The 25,501-nt window shown below is 71.0% G+C and carries 26 protein-coding genes; 19 read left to right on the forward strand and 7 right to left on the reverse strand.

Translation table 11 applies throughout. From position 1 onward, the window contains the following. The 3 genes from CXR04_RS09835 to CXR04_RS09845 all read right to left on the reverse strand — a co-directional run bounded on the left by CXR04_RS09835 (position 1) and on the right by CXR04_RS09845 (position 1,937). Positions 1 to 477 (reverse strand): hypothetical protein, encoded by a 477-nt coding sequence (locus CXR04_RS09835; protein WP_101421470.1) that lies wholly within the window; start codon positions 475 to 477, stop codon positions 1 to 3. After that, positions 474 to 1,019 carry a DUF4913 domain-containing protein gene (locus CXR04_RS09840; protein WP_199850616.1) on the reverse strand — a complete coding sequence of 182 codons (546 nt, stop codon included), beginning with the start codon at positions 1,017 to 1,019 and terminating at the stop codon, positions 474 to 476. The genes CXR04_RS09835 and CXR04_RS09840 overlap by 4 nt, the downstream gene beginning before the upstream one ends. A gap of 162 nt (positions 1,020 to 1,181) precedes the next feature. Beyond that, the gene (locus tag CXR04_RS09845; protein ID WP_101421472.1) at positions 1,182 to 1,937 is read right to left on the reverse strand and encodes a DNA-methyltransferase; all 756 of its coding nucleotides are present in this window, start codon (positions 1,935 to 1,937) and stop codon (positions 1,182 to 1,184) included. A gap of 500 nt (positions 1,938 to 2,437) precedes the next feature. Between CXR04_RS09845 and CXR04_RS09850 the strand changes: the two genes are divergently transcribed. From CXR04_RS09850 to CXR04_RS09925, 16 genes are all read left to right on the forward strand, one after another. Next, positions 2,438 to 3,565: a C40 family peptidase gene (locus CXR04_RS09850; RefSeq protein WP_101421473.1), complete on the forward strand. Its 1,128-nt coding sequence runs from the start codon at positions 2,438 to 2,440 to the stop codon at positions 3,563 to 3,565. A 140-nt stretch (positions 3,566 to 3,705) separates the two neighbouring features. Then, entirely contained in the window at positions 3,706 to 4,020 is a 315-nt protein-coding gene (locus CXR04_RS09855) for a DUF6112 family protein (RefSeq protein ID WP_101421474.1), read from the forward strand. Next, a complete protein-coding gene (locus CXR04_RS09860) occupies positions 4,017 to 4,718 on the forward strand; it encodes a hypothetical protein (protein ID WP_101421475.1) in 702 nt (233 codons plus the stop codon). Before CXR04_RS09855 ends, CXR04_RS09860 begins: the two co-directional genes overlap by 4 nt. Before the next feature lie 33 nt (positions 4,719 to 4,751). After that, complete coding sequence (locus CXR04_RS09865; RefSeq protein WP_101421476.1) at positions 4,752 to 6,122, forward strand: SCO6881 family protein; 1,371 nt, start codon at positions 4,752 to 4,754, stop codon at positions 6,120 to 6,122. An 82-nt stretch (positions 6,123 to 6,204) separates the two neighbouring features. Next, positions 6,205 to 7,677 (forward strand): SCO6880 family protein, encoded by a 1,473-nt coding sequence (locus tag CXR04_RS09870; protein ID WP_199850430.1) that lies wholly within the window; start codon positions 6,205 to 6,207, stop codon positions 7,675 to 7,677. A 118-nt stretch (positions 7,678 to 7,795) separates the two neighbouring features. Then, positions 7,796 to 8,257 carry a DUF6238 family protein gene (locus CXR04_RS09875; RefSeq protein ID WP_101421477.1) on the forward strand — a complete coding sequence of 154 codons (462 nt, stop codon included), beginning with the start codon at positions 7,796 to 7,798 and terminating at the stop codon, positions 8,255 to 8,257. After that, entirely contained in the window at positions 8,254 to 9,765 is a 1,512-nt protein-coding gene (locus CXR04_RS09880) for an ATP-binding protein (RefSeq protein WP_101421478.1), read from the forward strand. Before CXR04_RS09875 ends, CXR04_RS09880 begins: the two co-directional genes overlap by 4 nt. Positions 9,766 to 9,964: 199 nt before the next feature. After that, positions 9,965 to 11,416: a sulfatase family protein gene (locus CXR04_RS09885; protein ID WP_234380137.1), complete on the forward strand. Its 1,452-nt coding sequence runs from the start codon at positions 9,965 to 9,967 to the stop codon at positions 11,414 to 11,416. 719 nt (positions 11,417 to 12,135) lie between these two features. Then, entirely contained in the window at positions 12,136 to 12,909 is a 774-nt protein-coding gene (locus tag CXR04_RS09890; RefSeq protein WP_101421480.1) for a hypothetical protein, read from the forward strand. Further along, on the forward strand, positions 12,899 to 13,450 hold the full coding sequence (locus CXR04_RS09895; RefSeq protein ID WP_101421481.1) for a hypothetical protein: 552 nt from the start codon (positions 12,899 to 12,901) through the stop codon (positions 13,448 to 13,450). The genes CXR04_RS09890 and CXR04_RS09895 overlap by 11 nt, the downstream gene beginning before the upstream one ends. A gap of 24 nt (positions 13,451 to 13,474) precedes the next feature. Continuing rightward, positions 13,475 to 14,020 carry a hypothetical protein gene (locus tag CXR04_RS09900; RefSeq protein ID WP_101421482.1) on the forward strand — a complete coding sequence of 182 codons (546 nt, stop codon included), beginning with the start codon at positions 13,475 to 13,477 and terminating at the stop codon, positions 14,018 to 14,020. 6 nt (positions 14,021 to 14,026) lie between these two features. Then, complete coding sequence (locus CXR04_RS35155; protein WP_234380138.1) at positions 14,027 to 14,614, forward strand: hypothetical protein; 588 nt, start codon at positions 14,027 to 14,029, stop codon at positions 14,612 to 14,614. Between the two features lie 44 nt (positions 14,615 to 14,658). Continuing rightward, complete coding sequence (locus CXR04_RS09910) at positions 14,659 to 15,495, forward strand: glycosyltransferase family 2 protein (protein ID WP_101426287.1); 837 nt, start codon at positions 14,659 to 14,661, stop codon at positions 15,493 to 15,495. 104 nt (positions 15,496 to 15,599) lie between these two features. Beyond that, positions 15,600 to 16,556 carry a hypothetical protein gene (locus CXR04_RS09915; protein WP_234380140.1) on the forward strand — a complete coding sequence of 319 codons (957 nt, stop codon included), beginning with the start codon at positions 15,600 to 15,602 and terminating at the stop codon, positions 16,554 to 16,556. A 73-nt stretch (positions 16,557 to 16,629) separates the two neighbouring features. Then, complete coding sequence (locus tag CXR04_RS09920; protein ID WP_101421484.1) at positions 16,630 to 16,956, forward strand: hypothetical protein; 327 nt, start codon at positions 16,630 to 16,632, stop codon at positions 16,954 to 16,956. Between the two features lie 29 nt (positions 16,957 to 16,985). Continuing rightward, positions 16,986 to 18,242 (forward strand): MFS transporter, encoded by a 1,257-nt coding sequence (locus CXR04_RS09925; protein ID WP_234380141.1) that lies wholly within the window; start codon positions 16,986 to 16,988, stop codon positions 18,240 to 18,242. 251 nt (positions 18,243 to 18,493) lie between these two features. Here CXR04_RS09925 and CXR04_RS09930 read toward each other — a convergent pair whose 3' ends face one another. The 4 genes from CXR04_RS09930 to CXR04_RS09935 all read right to left on the reverse strand — a co-directional run bounded on the left by CXR04_RS09930 (position 18,494) and on the right by CXR04_RS09935 (position 21,241). Then, positions 18,494 to 18,955 (reverse strand): IPT/TIG domain-containing protein, encoded by a 462-nt coding sequence (locus CXR04_RS09930; protein WP_101421486.1) that lies wholly within the window; start codon positions 18,953 to 18,955, stop codon positions 18,494 to 18,496. A gap of 104 nt (positions 18,956 to 19,059) precedes the next feature. Beyond that, positions 19,060 to 19,467 carry a hypothetical protein gene (locus tag CXR04_RS34770; protein WP_159072292.1) on the reverse strand — a complete coding sequence of 136 codons (408 nt, stop codon included), beginning with the start codon at positions 19,465 to 19,467 and terminating at the stop codon, positions 19,060 to 19,062. Positions 19,468 to 19,675: 208 nt separating this feature from the next. Next, positions 19,676 to 20,275: a hypothetical protein gene (locus CXR04_RS34775; RefSeq protein ID WP_159072293.1), complete on the reverse strand. Its 600-nt coding sequence runs from the start codon at positions 20,273 to 20,275 to the stop codon at positions 19,676 to 19,678. A 9-nt stretch (positions 20,276 to 20,284) separates the two neighbouring features. After that, positions 20,285 to 21,241: a NucA/NucB deoxyribonuclease domain-containing protein gene (locus CXR04_RS09935; RefSeq protein WP_101421487.1), complete on the reverse strand. Its 957-nt coding sequence runs from the start codon at positions 21,239 to 21,241 to the stop codon at positions 20,285 to 20,287. Positions 21,242 to 22,042: 801 nt separating this feature from the next. Between CXR04_RS09935 and CXR04_RS09940 the strand changes: the two genes are divergently transcribed. The 3 genes from CXR04_RS09940 (at position 22,043) to CXR04_RS09950 (ending at position 25,388) form a co-directional block, all read left to right on the forward strand. After that, on the forward strand, positions 22,043 to 22,264 hold the full coding sequence (locus CXR04_RS09940) for a hypothetical protein (protein ID WP_101421488.1): 222 nt from the start codon (positions 22,043 to 22,045) through the stop codon (positions 22,262 to 22,264). 185 nt (positions 22,265 to 22,449) lie between these two features. Continuing rightward, on the forward strand, positions 22,450 to 23,592 hold the full coding sequence (locus CXR04_RS09945; RefSeq protein WP_199850618.1) for an AAA family ATPase: 1,143 nt from the start codon (positions 22,450 to 22,452) through the stop codon (positions 23,590 to 23,592). After that, on the forward strand, positions 23,589 to 25,388 hold the full coding sequence (locus tag CXR04_RS09950; RefSeq protein ID WP_101421490.1) for a hypothetical protein: 1,800 nt from the start codon (positions 23,589 to 23,591) through the stop codon (positions 25,386 to 25,388). Before CXR04_RS09945 ends, CXR04_RS09950 begins: the two co-directional genes overlap by 4 nt. The last annotated feature ends 113 nt before the right edge of the window (positions 25,389 to 25,501 follow it).

Genomic DNA, 25,501 nt, shown 5'->3' on the forward strand with positions numbered 1-25,501 from the left:
TCAACGGGTGTGTGGCCGCGGGGCGGCAGGGGTGGCAGGCCGTGGCGCTGGCAGCGTGTGGGGCGGTGGTCCGGGCCGGGGCACGGGCCCGGGTCGGGTGAGCTGCGGGGAGCGGGAGCGTGCGGCGTGGGTGCGGGCGCTCAGCGGCCGTCGGGCCATGCCCAGACGGTGGCCGACGGTGTCGTAGACGTCGTTGCCGGCACGGGGCCTGACGGCGATGACGTGGATCTCCTGCCGGTGCGGCGAGTCCGGCGGTGCCGGGCGGAAGCCGTAGATGATGCGCCAGTCTTTGCGGTCCATGGCGACCTTGCGGTAGCCCGCGAGGTCGCCGTCGAGACGTTCCCCGAAGGCCCGTGCGTTCACGATGTCTTCCAGGTAGGACAAGGTGAAGTCGCGGATGTCGCCGGGCGCCTGCAGCAGATCGGTCAGAGCACGGGGATCGAAGCTCAGGCCGAAGGTCTGCCGGTTCCTGCTCACGACCCGGCCCCGTCCGCTCTGGGGGGCCGGGCGCTGTCCGCCGCATTCGCTGCCGTACGCGCGGACGGCGCGGGGCCGGGCAGGATGCGGTGTGCGGGCCGGTCGGGTGAGGTCATGCAGGCCGACAGCGGGCCGCCCGGTGACCGGATCGCCGCGACGGCGTGGGTGAGGAAGTCCCGGTGCCACACGAACAGGCCCGCGAGCCCGGCGTCGGGTTCCTTGTGCTGCTGGTAGGCGAGCCACAGGGCGTGGAGCCAGGCGACGACGTCGTCGTGCTCCTGCCACTGCAGGCACCACGGTGCGGCGGTGGTGACCTCCGCTCCGTAGACGGGGAGGAGGAAGTCATCGACCCAGTCCGACAAGGCGTCGAGTTCGTCCTCGTGCTCCTGTCCGTCGAGTTCCAGGATCGGGCGGGGCTCCGGCGGCGTCGCGGGAGGTCCGCCGAGCCCCGGCATACCGAACGCCGCGAACGGCGAGGCGCCCGGTTGGGGCGCGGATGCGAGGCGGTCGAGCTGCTGGGCCTGCTGCTGCGACTGCTGCATCAGCCGGCGCACGCTCGCCTCGACCCCCTCCAACTGAGGGTCCGGTACGCGAACGGGCTCCACCCCGTCGGTGGATTCGGATTCGGGCATGAGGGGGCAGACCTCCTACGAGGCGGGAAGAAGAGGGAGTGCGGGATCTTCACTGGCCGGCGGGTGGAGGGCTCAGGCGGTGAGCACCACGTCGTCCTGGGTGAGGGTCTCCTGGAGCGTTTCAGTGAGGCGGTCGGATGCGATCGACGCGTAGTGCGCTGACTTCTCCACCCCGATGAAGTCGCGGCCCTCCAGGAGGGCGGCGACGCCGGTGGAGCCGGAGCCGGCGCAGAAGTCGAGGACCGTGCCGCCGGGCGGGGAGATCTTGACCAGCTCGCGCATCACGGACACCGGCTTCTGGGTGATGTGCCGGCGCCCCGCCCCGGAAGGCTGCGACCCGGAGTACATGCCGTCCAGGTAGACGGGGTTGCGGGAGCCGTCGATCGCCCCCTTCGACGCCCAGACGATGAACTCCACGTTCTGGGTGAACCGACCCTTCTGCGGGCGGGCTTTCGGCTTGTGCCAGGCCAGTACCCCGCGCCACAGCCACCCGGCGGCCTGGATCGCGTCCGTGGTGATGGGCAGTTGGCGCCAGTCGGTGAACAGCAGCCCGGTTCCGCCGTCACGGGTGAGGCGGTGGGCTTCGGTCATGATCTGCGTCAACCAGAAGCCGTAGCTGCGCTGGTCCATGTTCTCGCCTGTGAAGTCGGGGAGGGTGTTCTTGGCGTCGGCTGAGGTGTACTTCTGCTTCGCGGAGCGTGTCGTACGCTCTTTCGCTGTCCGCCCGCCGGAGTTGTAGGGCGGGTCGGTGATGACGGAGTCGACGCAGTCGTCCGGCAGACCGGAAAGAACGGTGAGAGCGTCGCCCTGGTGGAGGGAAAAAGGCAAAGACAGACCCCGATTCGGGTGGAAGCACCAAAGTGACTCCCTCTCGCATGCGCGTCCTCGCGGGCCAGATCTAGGCGTTGCAGAAACCCAGGGGCCACGTGAGGCGAGGAAGGCGCGGAGAGCGAAGGGGAGTCCAAAAACTGTATCCGCGAAAACGGCGACGGCCAAAAAGTCCGCTGCTGAGGTGCCGGTTTCCGGCACCTCAGCGCCGACTATTTGGTCAACCGCAGATCTGCGTCTACAGTTTTTAGACCGCCCGGCGCCCCCACGCCGCTTGCCGCTTCCCCCATCACGCCGCACCGCGACCGCCCCCTCGGCGGCGCCCCGGTCACGGCCTGATCACCCGGGCGCGCTGCAACACGCCGCGGTCCCTTCCTCGATCGCCGGCAGGCGATACGGGACGCCGGGCACGCACATCCCCTCCCCGAAGGGCACCTCCCCATGACGTCTTGCTATCCGCCCATGCCGACTTGCGCTGATGTGCGTGCGGTTCGCCCGGGTTGAAGGCGCTGGCCGCCGTCCTCGGCGTCGTCTTCCTTTCCCCGTTCCTCATCGCCGGCGCCGGCATGATGCTGGCTTCCTCCAGCGACGCCGCAGTGAGCGCCGAGTCCGCCGGCAGTTGCCTGACCGATGCCGACAGCGCCGAGATCACCGATCAGGTCGCCCGGATCCTCGACGGGACGCCCGGCAAGGACATCCGCATCGAAGGGCTGGATCTGCCCGAAGAGCAGGTCCCGCACGCGGCGACGATCGTGGCCACCGGCCGCTCGCTGAACGTCCCCGCGAAGGGGCAAGTCATCGCGCTCGCGACGGCGCTGCAGGAATCGCGGCTGCGCAACCTCACCTACGGCGACCGCGACAGCCTGGGTTTGTTCCAGCAGCGTCCGTCCCAGGGCTGGGGCACCGCGCAGCAGATCCGCGACCCTGTCTACGCCAGCGAGCAGTTCTACCAGCGCTTGCTCACCGTGGACGGCTGGCAGCAGATGACCATCGCCCAGGCAGCGCAGGCCGTCCAGAAGTCCGCCTACCCCGACGCCTACGCGCAGTGGGAGGGCCTGGCCACCGCCCTGCAAGCGGCCGTCACCGCAACCTTCCCCACCGGCGACGACGAGCGGTCCGCGGATCCGGACTCCTCCGCCGGCGGCACCGGCTGCGCCGGGGAGCCGGACGGTTCCGGCTTCGGCCCCATCCCCGAGGGCAGCGTCCCGAAGGGATACCGGATCCCCCGGGACGCCGATCCGAAGGCGCGCACCGCGATCGGGTGGGCGATGCGGCAGCTCGGCACGCTCTACCAGTGGGGCGGCTCCTGCACCGACGCGCACGGCCCCGACCCGATGGGGCGCTGCGACTGCTCCAGCCTGATGCAGCAGGCGTACGCGCACGCCGGCATTCCACTCACCCGCACCACCTACACGCAGATCAACGAAGGCAAGCCGGTCCCGCACCACCCGCCCGGCCGGCTCCGGCCCGGTGACCTGATCTTCAGCCGCGGCACCGCGGCCCGCCCCGACCACGTCGGGATGTACATGGGCCGGGGCCTGGTCATCGAGGCACCGCGCACCGGCAAGCCCGTGCGGATCACCCCTCTCGCCGACTGGACCGTCCTCGCGGTACGCCGCGTCCTGTAACACCCTGCCGCCCGGCCACCGCCCCGGACGGATCGCCGCGGCCCCCTCCTGCGCCCCAAGCGCGCCTTCCGTACGGCCTCTCCCCCCTTTCCCGCCGCCGCTTTCACCTGCCCGCGTATACGAGGAGCCCCGCTGCCCCCATGCCCCTCCCCCTCCCAGACCGCTTGATCCACCTCGCCTACGACCCCGGAATCTCGCCCAAGGGCGGCGGACTGCCCGGCCTTTCCGTGCTGAAGAACGTCGTCAACTCGATCAACCTCTTCGGCATCGTGGCCGTCGTCGGTGCCCTGGCCGTCTCGCTCGGCGTGTGGGCCTGGGGCCACCACACCGGCGGCCACCAGGCCGAGGCCAACGGCAAGAAGGGCGCCGTCGTCGCCACCGGCGCCGCCCTCGGACTCGGCGCCGCCAACGGCATCGTGTCGTTCTTCTCCAACCTCGGATCGCAGGTCCAATGAGGCAGAAACGATTCCCCACCCACGCCTTGCCCTCCCACCGGACCGGGAACCCGGGCGGCCGACGCGCCGCGGTCGCCGCCGTGGTCATCGCCGCCCTGCTCGCCATCACCGCCGCCGTCGCCTTGCTGTCCGGCAGCCAAGACGGCGACTCGGCCACCAAGCGCGCAGTCCCTTCGCCGTCGAGCAGCGCGCCGTCTACCGAACCGGCCCAGCCGTCGGTCCCGGCGTCGGAGTCCGGGTCCGTGCCCGGGCCTCCACAGACCGGCGAGCCGGTCGCCTTCGCGAAGGCGGCGGCGAAGATGCTGTGGTCCTACGACACCCGCACCACCAGCCGCACCCAGCAACTCGACGGCATGCGCGCCTGGATGACCAGCGAGAGCCGGTACGCGGACTGGGCGTCGGTGGCCGGCCTGGTGCCCGATCCGCTGCTGTGGTCGCGGATGGCCGACCAAGGCCAGCGCGCCACCGCCACCATCGCCGAAGGCCATTTCCCCGCCGCGTTCACCCAGGCTCTGGCTGAGGATCCCACGGCGATCACCGAGGCGTACGTCTACGCCGTCACCGTCACCGGCAAGCAGAAGATCGCCTGGAACAAGCGCGGCGGCGGGGCCGAGGCGCGGGCGGTGACGCTGGCCGTGCAGTGCCGTCCGGGCCGCGCCTGCTCCCTGGCCGCCATCGCCCCGAGCGTCGCGCCGTGACCCGCACCCCGCGCGAGAAGGGAGCAGTACCGCGTGGCGTTCTGTGACATCCCGGTAGCGGGCAGGCTCTGCGACGTTGACGACGCGGCCGGTTTCGTGGCCGACCCGGGCAAGGCCATCGGCGACTGGATGGCCGAATCCGCGGGCGAACTCGCCGTTGCCGCGGTCGACCTGGCCGCCGAGGGCGTCGACACCACCACGAAGGTCGACCTGAACGCCGGCTGGTTCCGCGACAACTACGAGACTCTCCTGCCGCTCGGCTTGGTGCTGCTCGTCGCGACGTTCTGCGCGCAGCTCGTCCGCGCCGCCATCCGGCGCGACGGACAGGCCCTCACCCAGGCGTTCACCGGCACCGCCGCCGGTGTCCTGTTCGCGTTCTGCGCCATCGCCGTGACCACGGTGGCCGTCGAAGTGGTCGACGCCCTGTCCGCCGGCCTGCTGAAGAGCGCGGACATGAGCATCGAATCCGCCGTCCGCCGCACCGTCAAAGTCCAGATGATCGCGTCGGTTTCCCCGCTGGGCTGGCTCGTCTCGGTCGTCGCCGGACTCGGCGCCGCGGTCGGCGCCCTCTTTTACTGGGGCGTGATGATGGTCCGCAAGGTCGGCATCCTCGTCATGGTCACCCTGGCGATCTTCGCCGCCGCCGGCGGCGGCTGGGAAGTCGCGCGCCGCTGGCGCAAGGGCTGGATCGAAGCCACCGCCACCCTCGTCGTCAGCAAACTGCTGATGACGGTGATCTTCGTACTCGGGGTCTCTGCCATGGGCAGGTCCGACGCGAAGGACGGTGCCGCCGCGCTCGCCGACGTCATGGCCGGCATCGTCATCATGGCGATGGTGCTGCTGTGCCCGTACGCGGTGTTCAAGTTCGTGCACTGGGCAGCCGACACCGACGGCGAGTCCCTGCACCGGGCCGGCGGCACCGGAGCCCAGATCGCCCGGGCCCACGGCGAGAAGGCAGCCCGCAAGGCCGCCGCAGCGGCCACCGCCGGCGCCGGAGGCGGCGCAGCAGCCGGAAGCCAGACCGGAGCCGCATCGCCCGGCGGTGAAACCGCCGGCGCAGGCGGGTTTCCCGGCGACATCGCCGCCAACCCCACCGGCGGAACCGGCAAGGAAGCCCAGCCCGGCCGGAACGCAGGCAGCCCGTCTTCGGGCGGGGCCGGCAAGCCGAGTCTGGACAAGGCGCTCCAGCCCGCTCCGATGAGCGTGTCCGACGACACCAGCAGCCAGGTGGGCGGCAGCCCCGGGCCCGCCACTCCCCCGTCGAGCAGCGGCTCCGGGCCCGGGAGCAGCTGGCAGTCCGCGCCGCCGACGACCAGCCCGCCGCCGCAGCGCACCCCGGCGACCGGTGCACGCCACGCCCCGGCCGGCGGGGCGGCCGAACCGCCACCGCCTGCCGGCCCGTGACCCTCCGCCCAACCGCCGGGGGCGGGAGACGTACGCCGTCTGCCGCCCCCGGGGTCCACCCGCGAACCCAGGACCTGCCTCGTTGACTGATCCTTCCGCCGCGCCGGTGACGGTGAAGTTTCCGCACCGGTCCCGCCGCGGCATCCTCCTGGGGCTCTCGCTGCCCCAACTCGTCCTCGTCTCCAGCACGCTGGCGCTGCTGCTGATGGCGGTGGTGACCACCGGGCTCCTCGGCGCCATCGTCCTGGCCCCGCTGTGGGCGGCCTCCGCTGCGCTGGTCGCGGTGCGCCGGCACGGCCGCTCCCTGATCGACTGGGCGCCGATCGTCGCCCGCTACGCACACCGCCGCCATACCGGGCAGACCCTGTGGCTTGCCCGGCCCGTCACCCGGCCCCGGCGCGACGGCATCCTGCACCTGCCCGGGGCCGCCGCCGCCCTGGCGGTGGTCACCCCCGGCGACTCCGCCAACGGTGCCGCGGCCGTGCACGATCCGCACCGGCACACGTTGACCGCCATCGCCCGCGTCACCGGCCCCGCGTTCGTCCTCCTCGACCCCGCCACGCAGAACCAGCACGTGACCGGCTGGGGACGCGCCCTGGCCGGGATCGCCCGGAGCGGGCACATCGCCGCCGTGCAGGTGCTGGAGCGCACCGTCGCGGACAGCGGCGACGGCCTCGCCCGCCACTTCACCCGCAACGGACAGGCGCAAGCACCGGTTGCCGGGCAGATCTACTCCGAACTCCTCACCTCCGCCGGCCCCGCCGCCGCCCCTCACGAGACCTACCTCGCCGTCTCCCTCGACCTCAAAGCCGCCCGCCGTCTCATCGCGCAGGCCGGCGGAGGGCTGACCGGCGCGTTCACCGTCATGGCGCAGACCACCACGTCCGTCGCCCAGGCCGCCCGCAACGCGGGACTGCTGGCCACCGGCTGGCTGACCGCACGGGAGATCGCCGCGGTCATCCGCACCGCCTACGACCCGAACGCGCTGGCCGCTCTCCAGCAGTGGTCGAGCACCGGCCGCGCCGAAGCCGAGCCCGCCGCGGCCGGGCCCGTCGTGCAGGTCGAGGAGTACGACCGCCTGGCCACCGACAGCGCACGGCACACCACCTACTGGGTGGAGAACTGGCCCCGCACCGAGTCGAACGCCGGATTCCTGCACGGGCTGATGTTCACCCCCGGCGTGCGGCGCACCCTGTCACTGATCTACATCCCGCAGGGCCTGCAAGCCGCGCTCCGGGACGTCCAAAGGAAGAAGGCCGCGATCATCGCCGACGCCAACGAGCGCGCCCGCCGCGGGCAGGTCGACAGCGAGGAAGACTCCGTCGAGTACGCCGACGTCAAAACCCGCGAACGCCAGCTCCTCGCCGGGCACGCGGACGTGGCCCTGACCGGGCTGGTCACCGTCACCGCCGCCACCGACGCCCTCCTGGACACCGCCTGCGCCCAGATCGAAACCCACGCCGTCACCGCCGGCGTAGACCTGCGGCGCCTGAACTACCAACAGCCCGACGCCTTCACCATCACCGCGCTGCCGCTGGCCCGCACCGCCCTGTGATCGCCGGCGTTCCCCGGCGCTTCCGCCAGAGCCCGCCAGGAGCACTGCTTCCGCCACCGCCCCCCGGGGGGGGCGACTTCTACCCGCGCCCCCTGGGCTCGGGCAGGAAGGACCATCATTGACCCTGCGCCCGCCTCCCGACGATGCGTACCCCTACCTGCGCGCCGCGAGCGCCGGAATCCGCCACCACACCCGCGCCCAGAAACACACCGACCCGGCACCGCCAGCGGGCCGTCCGCACCTTGACGTGCTGCACGCCCACCTGACCACCGTGCACCAGCTCCTGGACCACCTCGCCGAGACCACCCGGCCCGGGCACCCGGCGGCCGGCCGCCGTCTGGCCGCCGCGCACACCCGCCTGTGGCAAGCCGCCGCCGAACTCCACGACGCCTTCCACCTGCTGCCCAGCCACACCGCGGCAGACGACACCGAGGCCCGCACGTGCCGTCCGGAACGGCTGCCCGAAGGGCCGCCGGTGCTCACGATCTGCCAGCGGCACCTCGCCGCCGGGCACAGCATCCGCCGCAAGACCACCCCCGCCGACCACCGGCAGCCCCGCACCACCAGCTGCACGCGATGAACCACCGGCCCGCCCGGCGCGCCGTCCGCGCCTCCGCCTCACCGCTGTTCACTCCCCACGGGACCGACCGTGCCGGCCGCAAGGCAGCCCGCCGCCGTCTCGCCGAAGCCACGGCCGAGGTACGTGCCCAGGCCGGCATCCAGCAGACGGAACCCGCGTCGGCCGGGAGCGAGGCGGCGGTCGCGCTCTACCCTCCAAGTGGGCGCCCCGGGCCCGCCTCTGCCCGCAACAACCGGCTGAAGCTGCCCGCCCACCGCATGACCACGGCCGTGGCCGCAGGTGCGTACCCCTTCCTCGCCGAGGGGGGCCTGGGCGCCGACGGCATCTACATCGGACGCGATGTCCACGCCGAGGCCAGCTTCGTTTTCGACCCCTTCGAGCTGTACGGCAAGATCGCTGGCTTCACGAATCCGAACCTCATGCTGGCCGGGGTGATCGGCCAGGGAAAGAGCGCGCTGGCCAAAAGCATCGCGCTGCGCTCCGTCGCCTTCGGATACCGCGTCTACGTCCCCTGCGACCCGAAAGGCGAATGGACTGCCGTCGCCACCGCTTTGGGCGGCCGGACCGTCGCGCTGGGGCCGGGGCTGCCCGGCAGGCTCAACCCCCTGGACGCCGCTCCGCGGCCCGACGGCGTCTCCGAGGCGGACTGGGCCGGCGAGATCCGCAAACGGCGGCTGCTCCTGCTGGGCTCCCTGGCCCGCACCGTCCTGGGCCGGGACCTGATGCCCATGGAACACACCGCCCTGGACATCGCCCTCGACCACACCGTCGCCCACGCCGCCGGCACCCGCCGGCCACCGCTCCTCGGCGACATCGCCGCCGCCCTGACCAACCCCGGCGCACTCGACGAACCCGAGACCGGGTCGGGGCACCTCGCAGAAGCGGCCCGTGACCTCGCCCACGCCATGCGCCGCCTGGTCCACGGGGACCTGGCCGGCATGTTCGACGCCCCCTCCACCGTCGCCTTCGACGCCGCCGCGCCGATGCTGACGATCGACCTGTCCCGGCTCGGCGGCACCGGCGACGACACCGCCCTCGTCCTGGCGATGACCTGCGCCTCCGCCTGGATGGAAGCAGCCCTGGCCGACCCGCACGGCGGCCGGCGCTGGATCATCTACGACGAAGCCTGGCGCCTGATGCGGCACGTCGGCCTGCTCCAGCGCATGCAGGCACAGTGGAAACTCAGCCGCGGCCTCGGCATCGCCAACATGCTGATCATCCACCGGCTGTCCGACCTGCTCACCGCCGGCGACACCGGCTCCCAGGGCCGTGCCCTCGCGGAGGGCCTCCTCGCCGACTGCTCCACCCGCATCATCTACCGCCAGGAAACCGACCAACTGCTCACCGCCGCCACCCTCCTGGGCATGACATCCGTCGAAACCGACGCCGTCTCCCACCTGGGCCGCGGCCGGGGCCTGTGGAAAGTCGCCGGCCGCAGCTTCATCGTGCAGCACCTCCTGCACCCCCACGAACTGGCGCTGTTCGACACCGACGCCCGCATGCACTGAAAAAACCCCGTCGGTTCGCGCCTATCACGCCCTCATTCCCCTGAACCCAAGGATGGTGTCCCGATGAATGGGCTATCCCGTCGCCTCCACGAGGCACGGCCTGACCGAGCACGTTTCCTCAGACCAGTTGGGGGCACGCTGGGACTGGCGATGTTCAACGTTGTACATCACTGACGAGGACATGGAGCGGAGGCCCGCGTTGAGCGACAGGAACCCTGACGAACCTGACATACGCAGGCGCACGATGCTCGCCGGGATCACCGGAATCACCGGTGCGCTGACGCTGGGCACGCCTGCCCGGGCGGCGAGGAAGGGGCCGGAGCGACCGGTCAACATCCTGTTCGCGATCGCGGACGACTGGGGCTACCCGGACGCCGGCGCCAACGGTTCCCCGGCCGCGAGGACGCCGACGTTCGACCGGCTCGCCGACGAAGGCGCGCTGTTCACACGCGCCTTCTGCGCCGCCCCCTCGTGCACGCCGTCCAGGAACGCGATCCTCACCGGCCAGGCGCCGCACCGCCTGGGGGCAGGTGCGAACCTGTGGTCCGAACTCCCGGCCACGTACGATGTGTACCCGGACCTCCTCCAGCAAGCGGGCTACCGCGTCGGCAGGATGCGCAAGGGCTACGGCCCCGGCGTGTTTCCGCAGTGGCCGCACGACCCGGCGGGCCCGGGCTTCCCGTCATTCGGCGAGTTCCTCGACCAGCAGCCGGAGCAGACGCCGTTCTGCTTCTGGCTCGGCTCCTCCGATCCGCACCGGCCGTACGACCCCGAGCTGGGCGAGCAGTCAGGCATCGACCCGGCCGCCGTGGATGTCCCGCCCTATCTCCCGGACACGCCGGAGGTCCGCGCCGACATCGTCAACTACCTGGCCGAAGTGCAGCGCTTCGACCGCGAGGTCGGCGATGCCCTGCGGCTCCTGGACGAGCGCGGACTCGCTGGGAACACCATCGTGGTGATGACCGGCGACCACGGCTGGCCCTGGCCACGGGCCAAGGCCAACACCTACGACGCCGGCACCCGCGTGCCGCTCGCGATCCGCTGGCCGGGCCGGGCCACCCCCGGCACGGTGATCGATCGCCTGACGCTGCTGAGCGATCTCGCTCCCACCTTCCTCCACGCCGCCGGGCGGCCCGTACCGGCGGCGATGACCGGGCAGTCGCTGCTGCCGGCCCTCTCGGGCACGGCTGCCCCGCGCGAGTTCGTCGTCGTCGAGCGCGAGCGACACGCCAGGGCCCGGGAGGGGAACCTCGCCTACCCCGTCCGCGCACTACGTACGGACAGGTGGCTGTACATCCGCAACTTCTTCCCGGAGCGCTGGCCCGCCGGCGATCCGGACTTCGACCAGGGCCTGCAGGGGGTCTTCGGCGATATCGACGCGGGACCCACCAAGACGCAGCTCCTTGAGAACCGGCACAGGCCGCAATTCGCGCGGACATTCGAGCTGGCCACCGGCAAGCGGCCGAAGGAGGAACTCTACGACCTCGCATCAGACCCGCACAGCCTGAAGAACCTGGCGGACGATCCGCGGCAGGCCGCGGTGAAGACCCGGCTCCGGAAGCAGCTCCAGAACTGGATGCTCCGCACCGACGACCCGCGCGTCACCGCCCCACGGACCGACTTCTGGGACAAGGTCGAGTACTTCGGCTAGGGCCGAAACTCGGACCTTGTCGGCTAGCAGGGGCAGTGCCAGAAGCGGGCGGGCGAACGGCCGTGCCTGGGCCACAGGAGCGTCGTCCGGTGCGTCCAATCGGCACAGAGCCTGCGCGCCAGATAGCGCGGGACTCGGCAAAGCACCAGGCCCGCCACAGCAACTGGGAAACCACCGAGTACGAGTTCGGCGGCAAGACCCGCCGCGAGCCGAAGCCCGCCGCCGCTCGCCCGCCGCCAGCGCCCCGAACGCCCCTCGCGCGGTGGAGCGGCCGTAGGCTGCCAGGGCGATCTCCCCGGCGCGCAAGGGACCGTCGCCCGCCTGGCCACGACTCCCGTGCAGTTGCGTCACATCCACGCCCCGGCAGCGGCGAAGACATGCTCGCCCACCAGTCGATGACGGCATCCCGCCCGCCTGGATGACGTACGCAAGCAGCGCACCGCCGACGATCTCGACCGCGTCGCGCAGGGACGCGGTCGAGATCGACTCGCCGGGCATCCTGCAGAACAGCGCCCTGACCCTGGACATCCTGGCCGCCCGCCGCGCCGAGGCCGTCGAGCACCTCAGAGACCTGATCCACACCTACCAGCACACAACTACCGCCGGCACCCCTCAGTACCGGCCGCCAGCGAAGACAACCGTGCCGACCCGCGGTACCTCCGCCGCCTCACGTTCCGCCGCCATACCGCGCCGTCCCCGACCCCCTGCCCAGGTACCCCATGCCCCCGCACCGCCCCGAACTCGCTACCTTCGCCCGGGCCGTGGCCGACCGGCTTCCCGGCCACTGGACCAGCCGGCTCAACCCCGCCAGAACCGGCCCGGAGTACTTCGCCACTCTCCAACGGCTATGGGACGAAGCCGGCCATGCCGCATCCCTCATCGAGGAGTACGTCCACGTCGACGATGCGGTGATGCACGGCCCCGGTGAACAGCAGTTGTACGTCACCCACCGGCCCCTGCGGACTCGCGAACTCGTCATCGCTCCCCTCGCTCCTGACGACGACGCGATCCTGGAGCACCACTTCGACTGCATCGACGGACCCAGCGGCATCACCGTGCCCGCCGATCCGGTGCGCGCCGCGGCGCTGATCGCCCGGCGGCTCCTGCCCACCTACTGCGCAGCCCTGAAGGCTCTGCGGCGCAACTGCGCCGAACGGCCCGACCCGCCCCGGCTGCCGGCGCCGTCCCCGGTCCGCAAGACCGTGACCCTGACCTGGTATCCCGACGGGACCTTCGGGGCGCCGTACACGAGCGTGCCGCCCGAGGTCCGCGCCACGCTGTTCATGGCCGGCTTCTGCTACTTCCCGCACCGGGATGCTTTCGTCCTGTCCGCCGCGTACCCGGCAGACGAACAGGCCCGGCGCCTCCGCTCGGTCGCCCACGCGCTGACCTCAGCGGGCATCGGCGTGAACCTCCGCCGCAGCGGGAACCCCGCGGAGCCGGCCGCGACCCCACCCCCGGGCGGGGGCCCGCACCCTCGCCGTGCCCGCTGAGTACCCTCCGGCCGACGTACGCAACGCGGTCCACCAGCTGCGCACCCTCGCCGAGCGCACCCACCACACAGCCGATGAGGTGCCCTTCCCCGACCCCTACCACCCTCCGCGCCTGTGCGACCTCCACGACAGCGCATTCGCCATCGCGCGCCTGCTCACCTACCTGGTCCACGACGCGGAAATGACCCGCATCACCGGCGCGGGCGGCAGGCGAACCGCCCTCGACCGGTTCGTGATCACCGAGCTGACACTGGCGGCTGCCTCGACGGGACGTGCCCTGGCCGCGCTCAGCGAAGTGATCGCCCCGGCCGGAGCCCGGGCGATCGACGACACTGCGCCGTTCGACGCCGTGGGGAACCGGACCAAGCGGGCCACGCCCGTCGAACTCGACTGGATCCAGGCCGCCCACGCCCACCTCGCGGCCACCTCCCACCGCCTCCACCAGGCCGCGGACCACCTGCACACCCTGCAAGCCCCGCCGGTCCCAGCCGCCGCTGCCCCTCCCGCGCCACACCGCCCAGGGCCGGCCCGCTCCCCCTGACCACCACCCCGACCCGGAGACTTCTTGTTCTCGCACCCCGACTTCGAGGCTTACGACAACGTCGGCCGTGACACCGAACAGATCGAGGCCGCCAAACACCACACGACCACCCGTCTCGACCTGATCACGTGGGCCCAGGCCGACGCCGCGCCGTTCCTGGCCGACCACCCGCTCCCCGGCAGCGCCCTGCCGGAACTCGACCTGCCCGCCTACCGCTCGGCACTGGCAGCAGCCCAGAGCCCGGCCGAGGTCAGCGCCGTCACCCAGCACCTGCTGGATGCTGCCGCACCCGTGCTGCAGGCCGTCAGTGACTGCCTGGTCGAGGCCGCCCAGTGGCGCAACCGGCACCGCGACGCCCCCGCGGGCTCCCCGCCCAAACTGTTGATGGCCGCAGCCAGCCGGGCCCGAGACGTGCTGGCCGTCGCGGACGAAGCCGACCTCGCCAGGCTGCGCGCCGAGTACGACCCCGCACCAGCCCCCCGTCCCCCTTCTCCGGCACCGGGCCGGCCGTCGGGGCTCCCTCCGGCTTCGCCGGGTGCCCCGTCCGGCGGCCAGACACGTGGACGGTAGACCCAGGTGGCCACGCGCTCCTTCATCGCCCGCCCCACCGACACCGGATACGCCGGCGTCTACGTCCACTACGACGGCTACCCCAGCGCACGCCTGCCGCTTCTCCTCACTAGCTGCCGCTACCGCTTCAACGGTGACGTCGAGGCCCTGGCCGGCTACCTCATCGACGACCTGCCGGATTCAGCCTACGGATGGGATGTACTCGGCGCCGGCCTCCTCCGCGGCGCTCCGGAAGAACTGCGTCACGCGCTGACCGGCGGCGACGAGTACCCCAGCCGCACGCTCGACAACGTGATCGACCCCAGCGGTGCGCCAGCGGCAGGCCGCTTGGTCACGCCGAGCACCACCGGCGGACTGGACTGGGGGTACGTCCTGCACCCGCACGGCATCGAGGTCATCAACCTGCACACGGAAGACCGGCACCGCGGGCCGATCGTGGACTGGCGCACCGACCCGAGGACCGCGTTCAGCGACTTCCACCAGCTCTGGAAGCCCGGCCGTCCGCCCGCCGTACGCACCCGCCCCGCGTCGCCCCCGGTAGCCACCACCCCGGCCGGACCGCACCCCGCCGGCCAGCGCACCTCCCGTCCCTAGCGCCGTCCTCTGGAGAAACCCTGTCCGCGTCCGACCCCGCCAAGATCACGGTCGTCATCGCCACCCGGGCGCAGCCCGACCGGCTGGACTACCTCACCGCCATGCACGCCAGCCTCACCCGCCAAAGCGTGCCCTGGGAAGCCGTGATCGCCTTCGACGGCGCCGACCCCGCCCGCCTGCCCGAGCCACTCACAGCCGACCCGCGTGTACGGCCCCTGCCTCTGCCGCGTCATGTCGGCGCCGCGTGCGCCCGCAACCTCGCCCTCAACGAGGTCACCACCGAGTTCGTCAACTGGGCTGATGACGACGACGAGTTCACCGACGAGGCCATGGCCGTACGGCTGCGCGCCCTGGAGGGCGCCGGGGTGGGCTGGTGCGCGGGATACAGCGAAGACCTCCACGAGGACGGCTCCACCACGCTGTGGCGGTGCCCCACCCCGCCCGGCCGGCACCAAGCGGGAGACGTCTGGCGGTTCTGGCCCGACCCGTCGGACACGATCCCGCTCGGCCCGACCACCATCCTCGCCCGCACCGACCTGGTTCGCGCGGCGCCCATGGGTGGCCTCGTCCAAGGCGAGGACTATTGCGCGCTGGCGGTGACGTGCCTTGCCGACGGAATCCTGCTGCCCGTCCCCGTCTACCGCTACCGCAAGCACGCGGGCCAGATGACCGTCCAGGACTCGTATCACCAGCTGGAGCCGCCCGCCCGGCAATTCGCGCACCGCCTCGGCGCCAGCCTGAGCAAGGCCGTCAACACCCGCCAGACGGCGCCCACCAGGTCGCCCGCCGGCCGCCGCTCGAAGACCGCGATGCGCACCCAGCCGCCCCAGCACCGCTCCCGGCCCACTGCCGGCGCACCACAGCCCCGGGCACCGAACTGAGCACCACGCCTCCGTCCCCCAGACCCGAATCAGGGGCCGGAGTCGTCCACCCGCCACCGCTTGCCGCACCAATCGCAGCGCATCTTGCGCACCGCCCCCACCCGATGAACGCGCCCGAGTCTCCATGGAGTACACCCATCCACACCGCCCGCCGCGCCCTGCCCCTGCTCGTCTGTGCCGCGTTGCTCTCCGGGGCTGCCAGCGCCTGCAACAGCGGCGGCGACGCCCCGACCGCGAAGACGAACCCCACCACGCCCGCCGCGCCGAAGCCGGTGCCCGCGCTCAGTGACGCGCAGGCCCATGCCGTCATCACCCACTACTCGAAGATCAACAACGAGGCCACCGAGCACCGTGACCGCGCTCTGCTCGACACCGTCGAACACGGTCCGATGTACGCGATGTCCGTCTCCGACTACACCGAGACCGAGGGCCTGCCCAAGGCCGACCGCAAACCGTACAAGCCGTGGTCGTACGACACCTCCAGCGCCAAGCTGTACATCCCGCGCTTCACCGCCGGCCAGGACCGCTGGTTCGCCGCCGCGCTCTCCGGCGAGAAGGGCAAGGACCCCAGCCGCATCGCCGTCTTCGCCGAGCAGCCGAAGGACAAGCGGTGGGAGCTGGTCTCCGTCGTCGACCTCAACAGCACGACGCTGCCGGACGTCGCCCTCGACAAGGACGGCTACGCCTTCGCGGTCGCCGCCACCGGCAACAAGCACCTCGCGGCCGACGCCGACATGCTGCGCACCGCGGTGATCGACAATTTCGCGACCGGTGGACGAACACCGGCGACAAGGTTTTCCACCCGACAAAGGCCAGCAAGCAGCAGATCAAGGTCCACGACGAAACGACCGGCAAATTCGGGGAGTCGGGCACCACCTCCTTCGCCGCGGGGGCCAACCGTTTCAAGGACGCCTACGCGCTGGAGACCGCCGACGGCGGCGCACTGGTGCTGTTCGCCCACACGCACAGGCAGACCGACGCCGTCGCGCACTCCGGGCTTCAGATCAACCCCGACAAGGACGACAACGCCTGGCTGCACGGCATCCCGCGCACGTCCGTGACCTACACGTTCGTCTGCATCGACGCCGCCACCGTGCCGGCGAAGGCGGCCCCATCCCGCCTGATCGGCTACACGTGCGCCCGCACCGATGCCTCCGGCCCGCCCGTCGCCTCCGCACCGACGGACCGCGCATAGCCGCACGGAGGGCTACCGCGAGCCAGTTCGCCGCGGCGCTTCAGACCGCGCGGGGCCGGGAGATCGCCGCCCGCCTTGCCGCCGCCGGCCGGCAGCTCGGCTTCCTGACCGGCGAAGTCCGCGAGGCAGCCGAGGACCTCGCCGCCACCGTCGCGGTGCTCCCGCCGCACCGCACCCCCCAGCCGCACCTCGGCCAGCGGCCAGCCGTGCAGACCACCGCCCCCGCCGCACCGGCACCTGCCTCCACGCCCGCACCCTGCCGCTAGAACCCCTGCCGAGAGAACACCCGTTGTCCTTGACCACACCCGCTGCACCGCGCATCACCTACGGCGCGGTGCTGGGCAGCCCGTACGTGGCCCGGCTCCTCGGCGCCACCCTCGTCGGCCGCCTTCCCAACGGCATGGCGCCGGTCGCCATCCTCTGGTGGGCGGTCGCAGCCGACGGCAGCCTCGCCTTCGCAGGGCTGCTCAGCGCCGTGTACGGGCTGGCGGCCTCACTGGCCCAGCCGGTCAAGGGCCGCCTGATGGACCGCCACGGGCAACCCGCCGTGCACCTGCCGGCCGCGCTGGCCAACTCCACGCTCCTGGCAGCCCTACCCCTGACCGGCTCCTACGGCGGGCCGACCGCCGCCACGGCGGTCGTCGTGGCCGCCAGCCTGACCACACCCGCCCTGGAAACAGGACTGCGGGCCCTGTGGCCGAGCGTGCTGCCCGACCCCGGTCTGCGGCATGCCGCGCTCGCGCTGGACACCGGCTCACAAGGACTGCTGTACATCGTGGGACCCCCACTGGCCGCCGCCCTCACCACCACCCACAGCCCAGCCCTCGCGCTGACCGCCACCGCCGCGCTCGGCCTGCTCGGCGCCGTCGTCGTCGCGTCCGCGCCGCCGACGCGCCGCTGGCGCCCGGCCACCGCCGCCGGCCCGGCGGCCGAAACGGCGCGGCGACTGGCCAACCCCGGCCTGGTGCTGCTGTTCGTCGCCCTGACCGGCATCGGGTTCGCCATCGGCGCCATGAACGTGTGGGCGCTGGCGATGGCCGAGCGCCACCAGCAGGGCATGCTGTCGGGCACCCTGCCTGCCGCGTTCTCGGCCGGCAGCTTCCTCAGCGGCCTCGTCTACGGACGCCGCACCTGGCCCGGCACCACCACCATCCGACTGACCGCTGTCACCGCGGGATTTCTGGCCGGGTGGCTCCCGCTGCTCGCCCTGCCGGGTCCGTACGCGGCGACCGCCGCGGTCGTGCTGCCCGGTGCGTTCCTGACCGTCGTGATCGCCTGCGCCTTCGGTGCGACCGACACGCTCACCCCCGCGGGCCGTACGAGCGAGGCGTACGCGTGGCTGCTGCTGTCGATCGGCACCGGCGCCTCCGCCGGCACCGCCCTGGCCGGCCGCCTCGCCGAGCAGCCCTTCGCCGGCGCCTCACTTCCCGCTGCCGGCGCGGCGTTCGCGCTGGCCGTCCTGCTCACCGCCCGCCGCCTGGCCCTCCCCGTCGACCGGCCACGCCGCGGCCGGCACCGGCGCCCAGCGTGGGGCCGGCACCGGGCCCAGTGACCGCCCGGCCCGGTGCCCCGCCCCCATGTTTCCGAACTGCTCTGAGGAGATTCGTGGATGGCCGTTGTTGGTACACCCGGCTATCAGATCGTGCGGAAAGGCGAGTCAGGTAGCTGCGGGGCGGTGAGGCACGCCCTGGAGCATGTCGGCAGGCATTGCGCCGTCACGAGCCCACCCCTGAGTTCTCGGGCGGCAAGGATATCGGCGGGGAGTTGGGGTGCGCCCCGCCGATCGCACATCTCTGCTGGCGGTCAGGAGTAGGTGAAGCCGCTGATCCTGGTCATGCTCCCGGCGTCGTCGATCAAGACGACGTTCACCGCGCCGGCCGATCCGGCCGGGGTCTTCACCCGTAGTTCGGGCGCGGAGACGATCTGCACCTCGGTGTCGGCCGTAGAGCCGAAGTTGACGGCGGAGGTGCCGTCTAGTTCGGTGCCCTTGATGGTGACGGTGGTGCCGCCGGTGGCTGGGCCGGTCGCCGGGCTGACGGATGCGATGGTCGCCGTGGCGAAGAGTCGGTCGATCTCGGATTGGAGGACAACGGTCCCGGCTTCGTACAGCAAGCGCCGTATTGAGCCTTCGGGTCGGCCGTCGCCGGGCCCGTACGGCACGCTCTGGTAGACGTCCTCGGTGATGCGCTTGAGAGCGTCGCTGACGGCGGCTGCCGGGAACGCCGCCTTCGTGATCCGCTGCCCGTTCTCCCTGAAGACGCCCATGGGTGCCCTTCCTCGTCGTGGCGGGGCAGTATGCAGCACGCCCGCCACTTGGGTCGCCTCCCGCGTGCGGCGGAGGAACGCCTGCATGAAGACGCCCCAAATGATCAGCGCGCGCAGGTCCGTCCGGGGACAGACCACCCATCGACAAAGGTGTATCCAGGAGGAAGGTCTTCTCCAGTCACCTCCTTGTACTTCGCCCGCTTGGCCGGGCTTGCGCGCTGGCCAGGGGGGAGCTTCCGCCGGAAGTCCTCAACACCATAGGGACCGGGGGGTTGACGAGACCCGGCCGTGGCTTCGGGGGGAGAGGCAGGCTCGGAACCCTCGTGGGCATCCCGCCTCTCGGCGAGACTGGCGACCACGCCGGCGAAGGCCAGGCCAATGGCGCCGACGGCGAGAATCTTCGGCTTCTGCTTCTTGCACCAGTCTCTCACGGACTCGGCGAAGGAGGTGGGCTCGCCGTCCTCGGGGTTGGCCTGGTCGTTGACCTCGGAATGCTGGTCGGAAGACTTCACATGCAGAGACCTACCGGACCCAACGCACGGCTGTCAGGCGATTACTCGAAATCCCTCGATCAGGTTCAGTATCACCGCAGCCGTCACGTTGTTGAGAAGACCTCAGCCTCGATCCACCGCATGAGTTAGGAACTCCCATCCGCAGGTCGGCGGGCAGTTCTTCGAATCCGGGTCTACCCGAACCGACCAACACGCGGTGGAACGAGGTTCACTGCTTCCTGCGTTGAAGGGCGCGCCTGATGCTCTCCTTTTCGTCGTTGTCACGCACATCGGTGTCGTCCTGCTGATTGTGCGCAGGCGTGTTAAGTGCGCTTCGTCGCCAGTTGTCGCCTACCGCGTCGCTATGCTTGTGCACGGCGTCCGGTTGCACAGGACCAGGCGCAACCATGAGCGTGTAGTCCTCTACCGGTTCGAATGTGACGCCGTCAGGTGCGGTGTCCCGGCCGCGTGCATGGCAGCGCACTCGGTACGGGCCTGGACCGAAGGGTGTGAGGACTACCAGGCTGGGTGCGTCTTCCATCAGGCTGCTGATGCGCATCTGCCCGGTGCGCGTTTCGATGCTGTGGTCGATGACTTCGTCCCAGCCGTCTGTGTGTGGCTGGGGCAATGATTCTCGGTAAATCTCGACAGTGACGGATACGTCGCCGCTGCTGATACCCGTGCAGATCACTGCAATGCCCGGTTCGGAGAAGATCAGGCCGTTCAGGGGTCGGAACGCGGGCTGATCCCAGTGTCCTGGGTCTGCCAAGTGGAACACCCGGTAGTTCACCGGGACCAGTCCGCTCGCTGCTCGGATCGGTGCAGTCATGCGTTCATGCTACGCACCGGGCGCGATCCAGACGAAGAATGGATCTTTCTCGATCACTCGGTTATTCCGGTAGAAGCTGCTCAGGTACCCGCCGCCGGAGCTGTTCTGCCCCTCAGGGATCATGCAGGCGCTCCAGCCATTCGGGCCGCTGCCTGGGCCGAGAGCCGGGATCTGGCACCAGTCGAAGGTACGGCCCGGGTGCGGTGGATTGGGTGCCGTCGAGGTGAAGGCGCCCTGCCAGCTGGAACGGAACGGGTACTCGTCACAGCTGTAGCCGGCTGGGCGGGGGTAGCCGCCATCGGCCTCCTGTGGGCAGGCGGTGTTGCCGTTCCGGCGGGAGAGCGTAGTGTCGGTCAGCCGGGTCAGGGGGGTCTGCTGGTATGCGCCGGGCAGTCCGGAGGCCAGGGCATCGCGCAGGTGGCGGGCAAACGCCGGGTTGCCTTGCGCGCTCGTCACCTGGAAGACCGGCTCGTAGTCGGGGAAGACGCAGCCGACAGAACTCAAGCCGGGAGTGGCGTTGTCACACCGGGTCTCGGCTGGGGGGGTGAAGGCGGCCGGAGTGGTGGGCGGGAATCCCGTCTTGGTGAAGAAGCGAGTGAAGGGGGTGGTGGCGGTTCCTGTGGACCCAGGACTGCTGATCGTGGAGTCGAAGAACATCTCAGCAGTCGCATCACTCGTGAGGCTGAGCACCTGGGATGAGAAGCCCTCTCCGGTAGTGGTGCAAGGCCCATTGCAGATGGCTGCGCCCTGCACATAGATGTTGGAGGTGTCGCCGACCGCAGAGGTGGCGCTAAGTTCCATCTGGTATGCCCAGGCGTTCAGGCTGTCGTCCGTGTACGTGTAGGAGTACTGGACGAATCGAAGCGTGCCGACGGGGCCTCTGTCGGTATAGAAGGTGAGGACCCGCGAGGAGATGTCGCACTGCTGTGTGCGGGTGTACCACCATCCGGTGAACGCGTTGTCCAAGCACCACTGGGGTAGCGGCCTGATTGCGCTCTTGGTGGAGACGTTACTCCTGGCTTTTACCGCAGCCTTGTCGGCTGCGGAGGGGGTGTTATCGACACGCTCACATACTGCGACGCTCTGTCCTTTGCGGTCGGTTCCCTCTGTACAGCGATCTTGCTGGGAGACGGAGGAACCGCCCAGGGCTTTACTCGGGAACTCGCGGACGGATCTATACTCCTCTCCCGATGAGTCTCCGCGCGCCTCCCGGGATGCGGGAGGCGCGTCGGCTAATGCGGGGAGAGCTGGCGCGGAAAGTAACGCCAGTAATGCAGCCATGAGCAGTACAAGGTAACTGCGTTTCACGGTCATCCCCTTCACTTGTGGAATGCGAATCGCGGGAGCTTGCGGATGACGGAGATTGGGGCATGCCTGTACAGATCGGCAACATTACCAGCCATTTCGGCAAGCAAACAACGACAGATGGCTTGGATTGAGCCAGTGAACGCGGCTGTGGCAAGAGCATTGGATCGGAAGAAATGCAGGTAGGCGCCGCAAGAAAGACAGCGGAAATTGATGAATGTTGGCCGAATCCCGCATTGTCAGAAACGGCAGTCAGGCTGCACAGCTTGAACTTTTAGACACCGAAGGTTGTAACGGTCCTTGATCCCTGCGGTACGACCGGAGCATCCGTTCGTGGTCCAGCCACGCACCGTTGATGTGCTGGAAGCTCCGGGCCCGCCTCGCCTTCGCCCAACACCCCACCGCTTTCCCGCCACCACCGATAGGAGATCCGCCTTGCCCGAAGCACCAGCAGAGTCGTTCATGACGATCCGGCACACCATCACCGGCGAGATCACCACCACCGGCTACAACGCCGCCGCCCGGCGGATCCTCCTCCAGGCCGGCTTCGAAGAGACGCCAGGCTGCGCCTGCCGAGCGACGGAACCCGGTACGGAGCGGACGCACGGGCCTGCTGGGCAGCCGGCGAGCTGCTCGTCGCCGGCCATCCCCTGCACCTGGGCCGAGCCCTGGGTCGGCCGGTGAGCGCCGACGGTAAGCCGCGGTTGGCCCGGTCGCCGGTGTCGGCACAGTCCGTGATCCGCTCCGAGAGCGGCCAGCCTCTCCAGCGCATCGCCCGCACCCGCACCTGTTGAAGGGGCCTCGTTTTGACCACTCCCGGAACGCCTGCCCGTCCAGCGCGCACCAAGGGCGGCGAACTACGGGCCAAGGTGGCCCGACTGCTGGCCGACCGGCCGGCGGACACGCTCACCATCGGGGACATGGCCAGGCAGCTGGGCCACTCCCACGGCGCCGTCCGCAACGCCGCCCTCACCCTGGTGCGGCGCGGCGAGGCCGACCAAGGCGGCACCGGACAACCGGAGTTCCGCGCGAACGCGAAAACCGCCGCAGCCGCGCAGACCGCTGTGATCAGCCCACCGGGCACCCACTCTCCCCGCGCCCGGGCGGCCGCGGCCCGCACGACCATTCCCGCAGCAGCCACGCCCAGGCAGACCGGCCCGATCCGCCGCGCGGGGGGCCAGGTCTACCACCCCCGGGAGCTGGCCGATCTGCCCGACGTCGAGGCGTTGAATCGCTTGCGCGACGCCGACGTGCCGGTGCTGCTCTACGGCCCTCCGGGCACCGGCAAGACGAGTCTGGTCGAGGCGGCGTTCGCGGACCTGCTCACCGTCGCCGGTGACGGCGACACCACGGTCGGCGACTTGATCGGCGAGTACACACAGGACGACGCGGGTGCCTACGTCTTCCAGTACGGTCCGCTGGTCACCGCGATGACCGAGGGCCGCGCCCTGCTGATCGACGATGCCACCTTGATCTCACCGAAGGTCCTGGCGGCGCTGTATCCCGCGATGGACGGGCGCAGGCAGATCCAGGTCAAGGCCCACAAGGGCGAGACCGTCAAGGCCGAGCCGGGCTTCTACGTGGTGGCGGGCCACAATCCCGGCGTCCACGGGGCGGTGTTGACGGAGGCGCTCGCGAGCCGGTTCAGCGTGCAAATCCAGATCGGCACGGACTATGACCTCGCCCTGGCGCTGAGGATCGATGCCCGGGTGGTCCGGGTCGCCCGACACCTCTCCCAGCAGGTCGAACTCGGCGAGCTGGGCTGGGCCCCCCAACTGCGGGAACTGCTCAGCTACCAGAGGACGGAGGCCGTCCTGGGCACCAAAGCCGCGCTCGCGAACCTGGTCGGCATCGCTCCTGTGGAGGATCGCGACGCCGTCGCCGCTGCCGTCATCAAGGTTGCCGGTGTCAAGGAGGTTGCGCCCCTCACTCTCGGCAAGCAGCTCTCCGCCTCGGCCGTCCTGCAGCCCCCGGGCAGCGCCGGCTCCGCGCACCGGGGCCGCTCGCGGTGAGCGTCCACCACCACGTCCAGTCCCCCGCCACCACGCCGGACGAGGACGCCGACCTCGCGCGATGGGACGACGACGGCGCCCCGCCCGCGCAACCGCGTTCCTCCCCGGACGCGTGGCTGCGCGTGGGAGCCGAACTCGGCGATCGGCTGGTCGCCCTCTGTGGCCGCCAGGACCTCCTGGTCACCTGCCGCCCCGGCACGCGCAGCGGCGCACCGGCCGCGTTCTTCCCCGCTCTGGGCGAGGTCGAGTTCGACGCCGGCCTGTTCGCCCCGCTTAAGCCCCACGAGATCCATCCGCGGATCGTGGGCGATGAGGAGCGGTATCCCGCCGCCTGGGGAGTGTTCGTCCACGAGGCCGCGCACGCGGCCCACTCCGTCTGGACGAAGACTGCCGGAGCGAACCCCCGTGTCGTCGAGGCCGCGCTCCTGCTGGAGGAGAGCCGTGTCGAAGGCGCACACCTGATCACGCGGCCCACGGACCGCACGTACCTGCGCACCAGTGCCCGAACCCTGATCATGCCCGACATCGCCCACCCCACCCTTCAGGGCATCGAGCACGCCGCCGCCGTGGCGGCCCTGGTCCTCGGCCGCCGTGACGTCGGCATCCTGGACGCCGGCGAGACCCGGGCCGTCGCCGATCTGTGCGAAAAGGTGCTGGGCGCAAACCTGCTGGCCACACTCACCCGCATCTGGACCGCAGCCCACCAGTGCGCCGACCACGACGCCACGACCATGCTCGCGCACGCTCAAGAATGGTGCGACGCTCTGGACACCTCGGCCCCCGCCCTGCCCGTGCCGGAGAACCTCACCGATCTACTGTCGGGCGCCGTGGGGGTCGTCATGGACAGCACGGCAGCCACCGACGCCGCCGACCTCGCGGCACAGGCCGCAGCGACCAACGCCATAGCCACCCGGTCAAGGGCACAGGCCAACGACCGTGCCCAGCAGGCCAGTCGGCGACGCCAGGCCGCCGCCACCGCGAGTTCCGTATTCAACTCCGGCGGCGCCACCGTCACCCCCGACGGCACACCGGCGCCCTACGCCACCCCGGTCACCGGCACCCGCAGGCCCACCGCCGCCGAGCAGAGTGCCGCCGCGCGCCTGAGCCGCGCCCTGCGTGCCGCCGCCTACCGCGAGCGGACCGAGGAGCGGACCACCAGCCCCACCCCGCCCGGCCGCCTCAACATGCGCGCGGCCCTCGCCCGCGACGCTCAGCGCGCGGCCGGGTCGGTCCCCACCGCAGAACCGTTCACCCACACCCGCCGCCGAAACTCCCCCACCCCACCGCTGCGTGCGGGTATCGCCGTTGACGTCTCCGGCTCCATGCGTGCCGCCTGCGCGCCCGTCGCGTCCGCAGCCTGGATCGTGGCACGCGCAGCAGCCCTGACCGACCCCGACTCCCGCACCGCCACCATCGCCTACGACACGCACCTGACCGCACTGACCCGACCCACCCACCGGGCACCGGAGCGCGTGACAACGTTCGATGCCAACGGCAGCGACCACAACCTCGGCGACGCCATCGACGCACTCGACCACGGCCTCGAACTCAGCCGCCCCGGCACCGGCCGCCTCCTCGTGATCGTCACCGACGCCCGGTACGACAGCGACGAAACCGCTCAAGCCGTCACCCGCGTCAAGCAGCTCACGACCGCCGGCTGCGCCGTACTCCAGCTCACCCTCACCGCCAAGTCCCGCCACTTGCCGGGGACCACCTTGCTGCACCTGCCCCAGCCCTCCAGCGCTCCCGTCGCCATCGCCACGGCGGCCACAGACGCCATCCGCAGGACACGCTGAGACGACGCAGAAGGCGGAAGCGTCCCCGAGACCACCGCCAAGCACTCCAGACCACCTCCGTCCGCCGCATGAGTCGTGCATCTGATGCACGCCCCCTCCGCAACGACGCAGGC

The sequence above is a fragment of the Streptomyces sp. CMB-StM0423 genome, from assembly GCF_002847285.1.
In the GTDB taxonomy this organism is placed as follows: domain Bacteria; phylum Actinomycetota; class Actinomycetes; order Streptomycetales; family Streptomycetaceae; genus Streptomyces.

Bases quoted from the DNA above. Each gene is read 5' to 3' on its own strand.
- CXR04_RS09840 (WP_199850616.1), bottom strand. From the start codon at position 1,019: ATGCAGCAGTCGCAGCAGCAGGCCCAGCAGCTCGACCGCCTCGCATCC.
- CXR04_RS09855 (WP_101421474.1), top strand. From the start codon at position 3,706: ATGCCCCTCCCCCTCCCAGACCGCTTGATCCACCTCGCCTACGACCCC.
- CXR04_RS09860 (WP_101421475.1), top strand. From the start codon at position 4,017: ATGAGGCAGAAACGATTCCCCACCCACGCCTTGCCCTCCCACCGGACC.
- CXR04_RS09880 (WP_101421478.1), top strand. From the start codon at position 8,254: ATGAACCACCGGCCCGCCCGGCGCGCCGTCCGCGCCTCCGCCTCACCG.
- CXR04_RS09890 (WP_101421480.1), top strand. From the start codon at position 12,136: ATGCCCCCGCACCGCCCCGAACTCGCTACCTTCGCCCGGGCCGTGGCC.
- CXR04_RS09915 (WP_234380140.1), top strand. From the start codon at position 15,600: ATGAACGCGCCCGAGTCTCCATGGAGTACACCCATCCACACCGCCCGC.
- CXR04_RS09930 (WP_101421486.1), bottom strand. From the start codon at position 18,955: ATGGGCGTCTTCAGGGAGAACGGGCAGCGGATCACGAAGGCGGCGTTC.
- CXR04_RS34775 (WP_159072293.1), bottom strand. From the start codon at position 20,275: ATGACTGCACCGATCCGAGCAGCGAGCGGACTGGTCCCGGTGAACTAC.
- CXR04_RS09940 (WP_101421488.1), top strand. From the start codon at position 22,043: ATGACGATCCGGCACACCATCACCGGCGAGATCACCACCACCGGCTAC.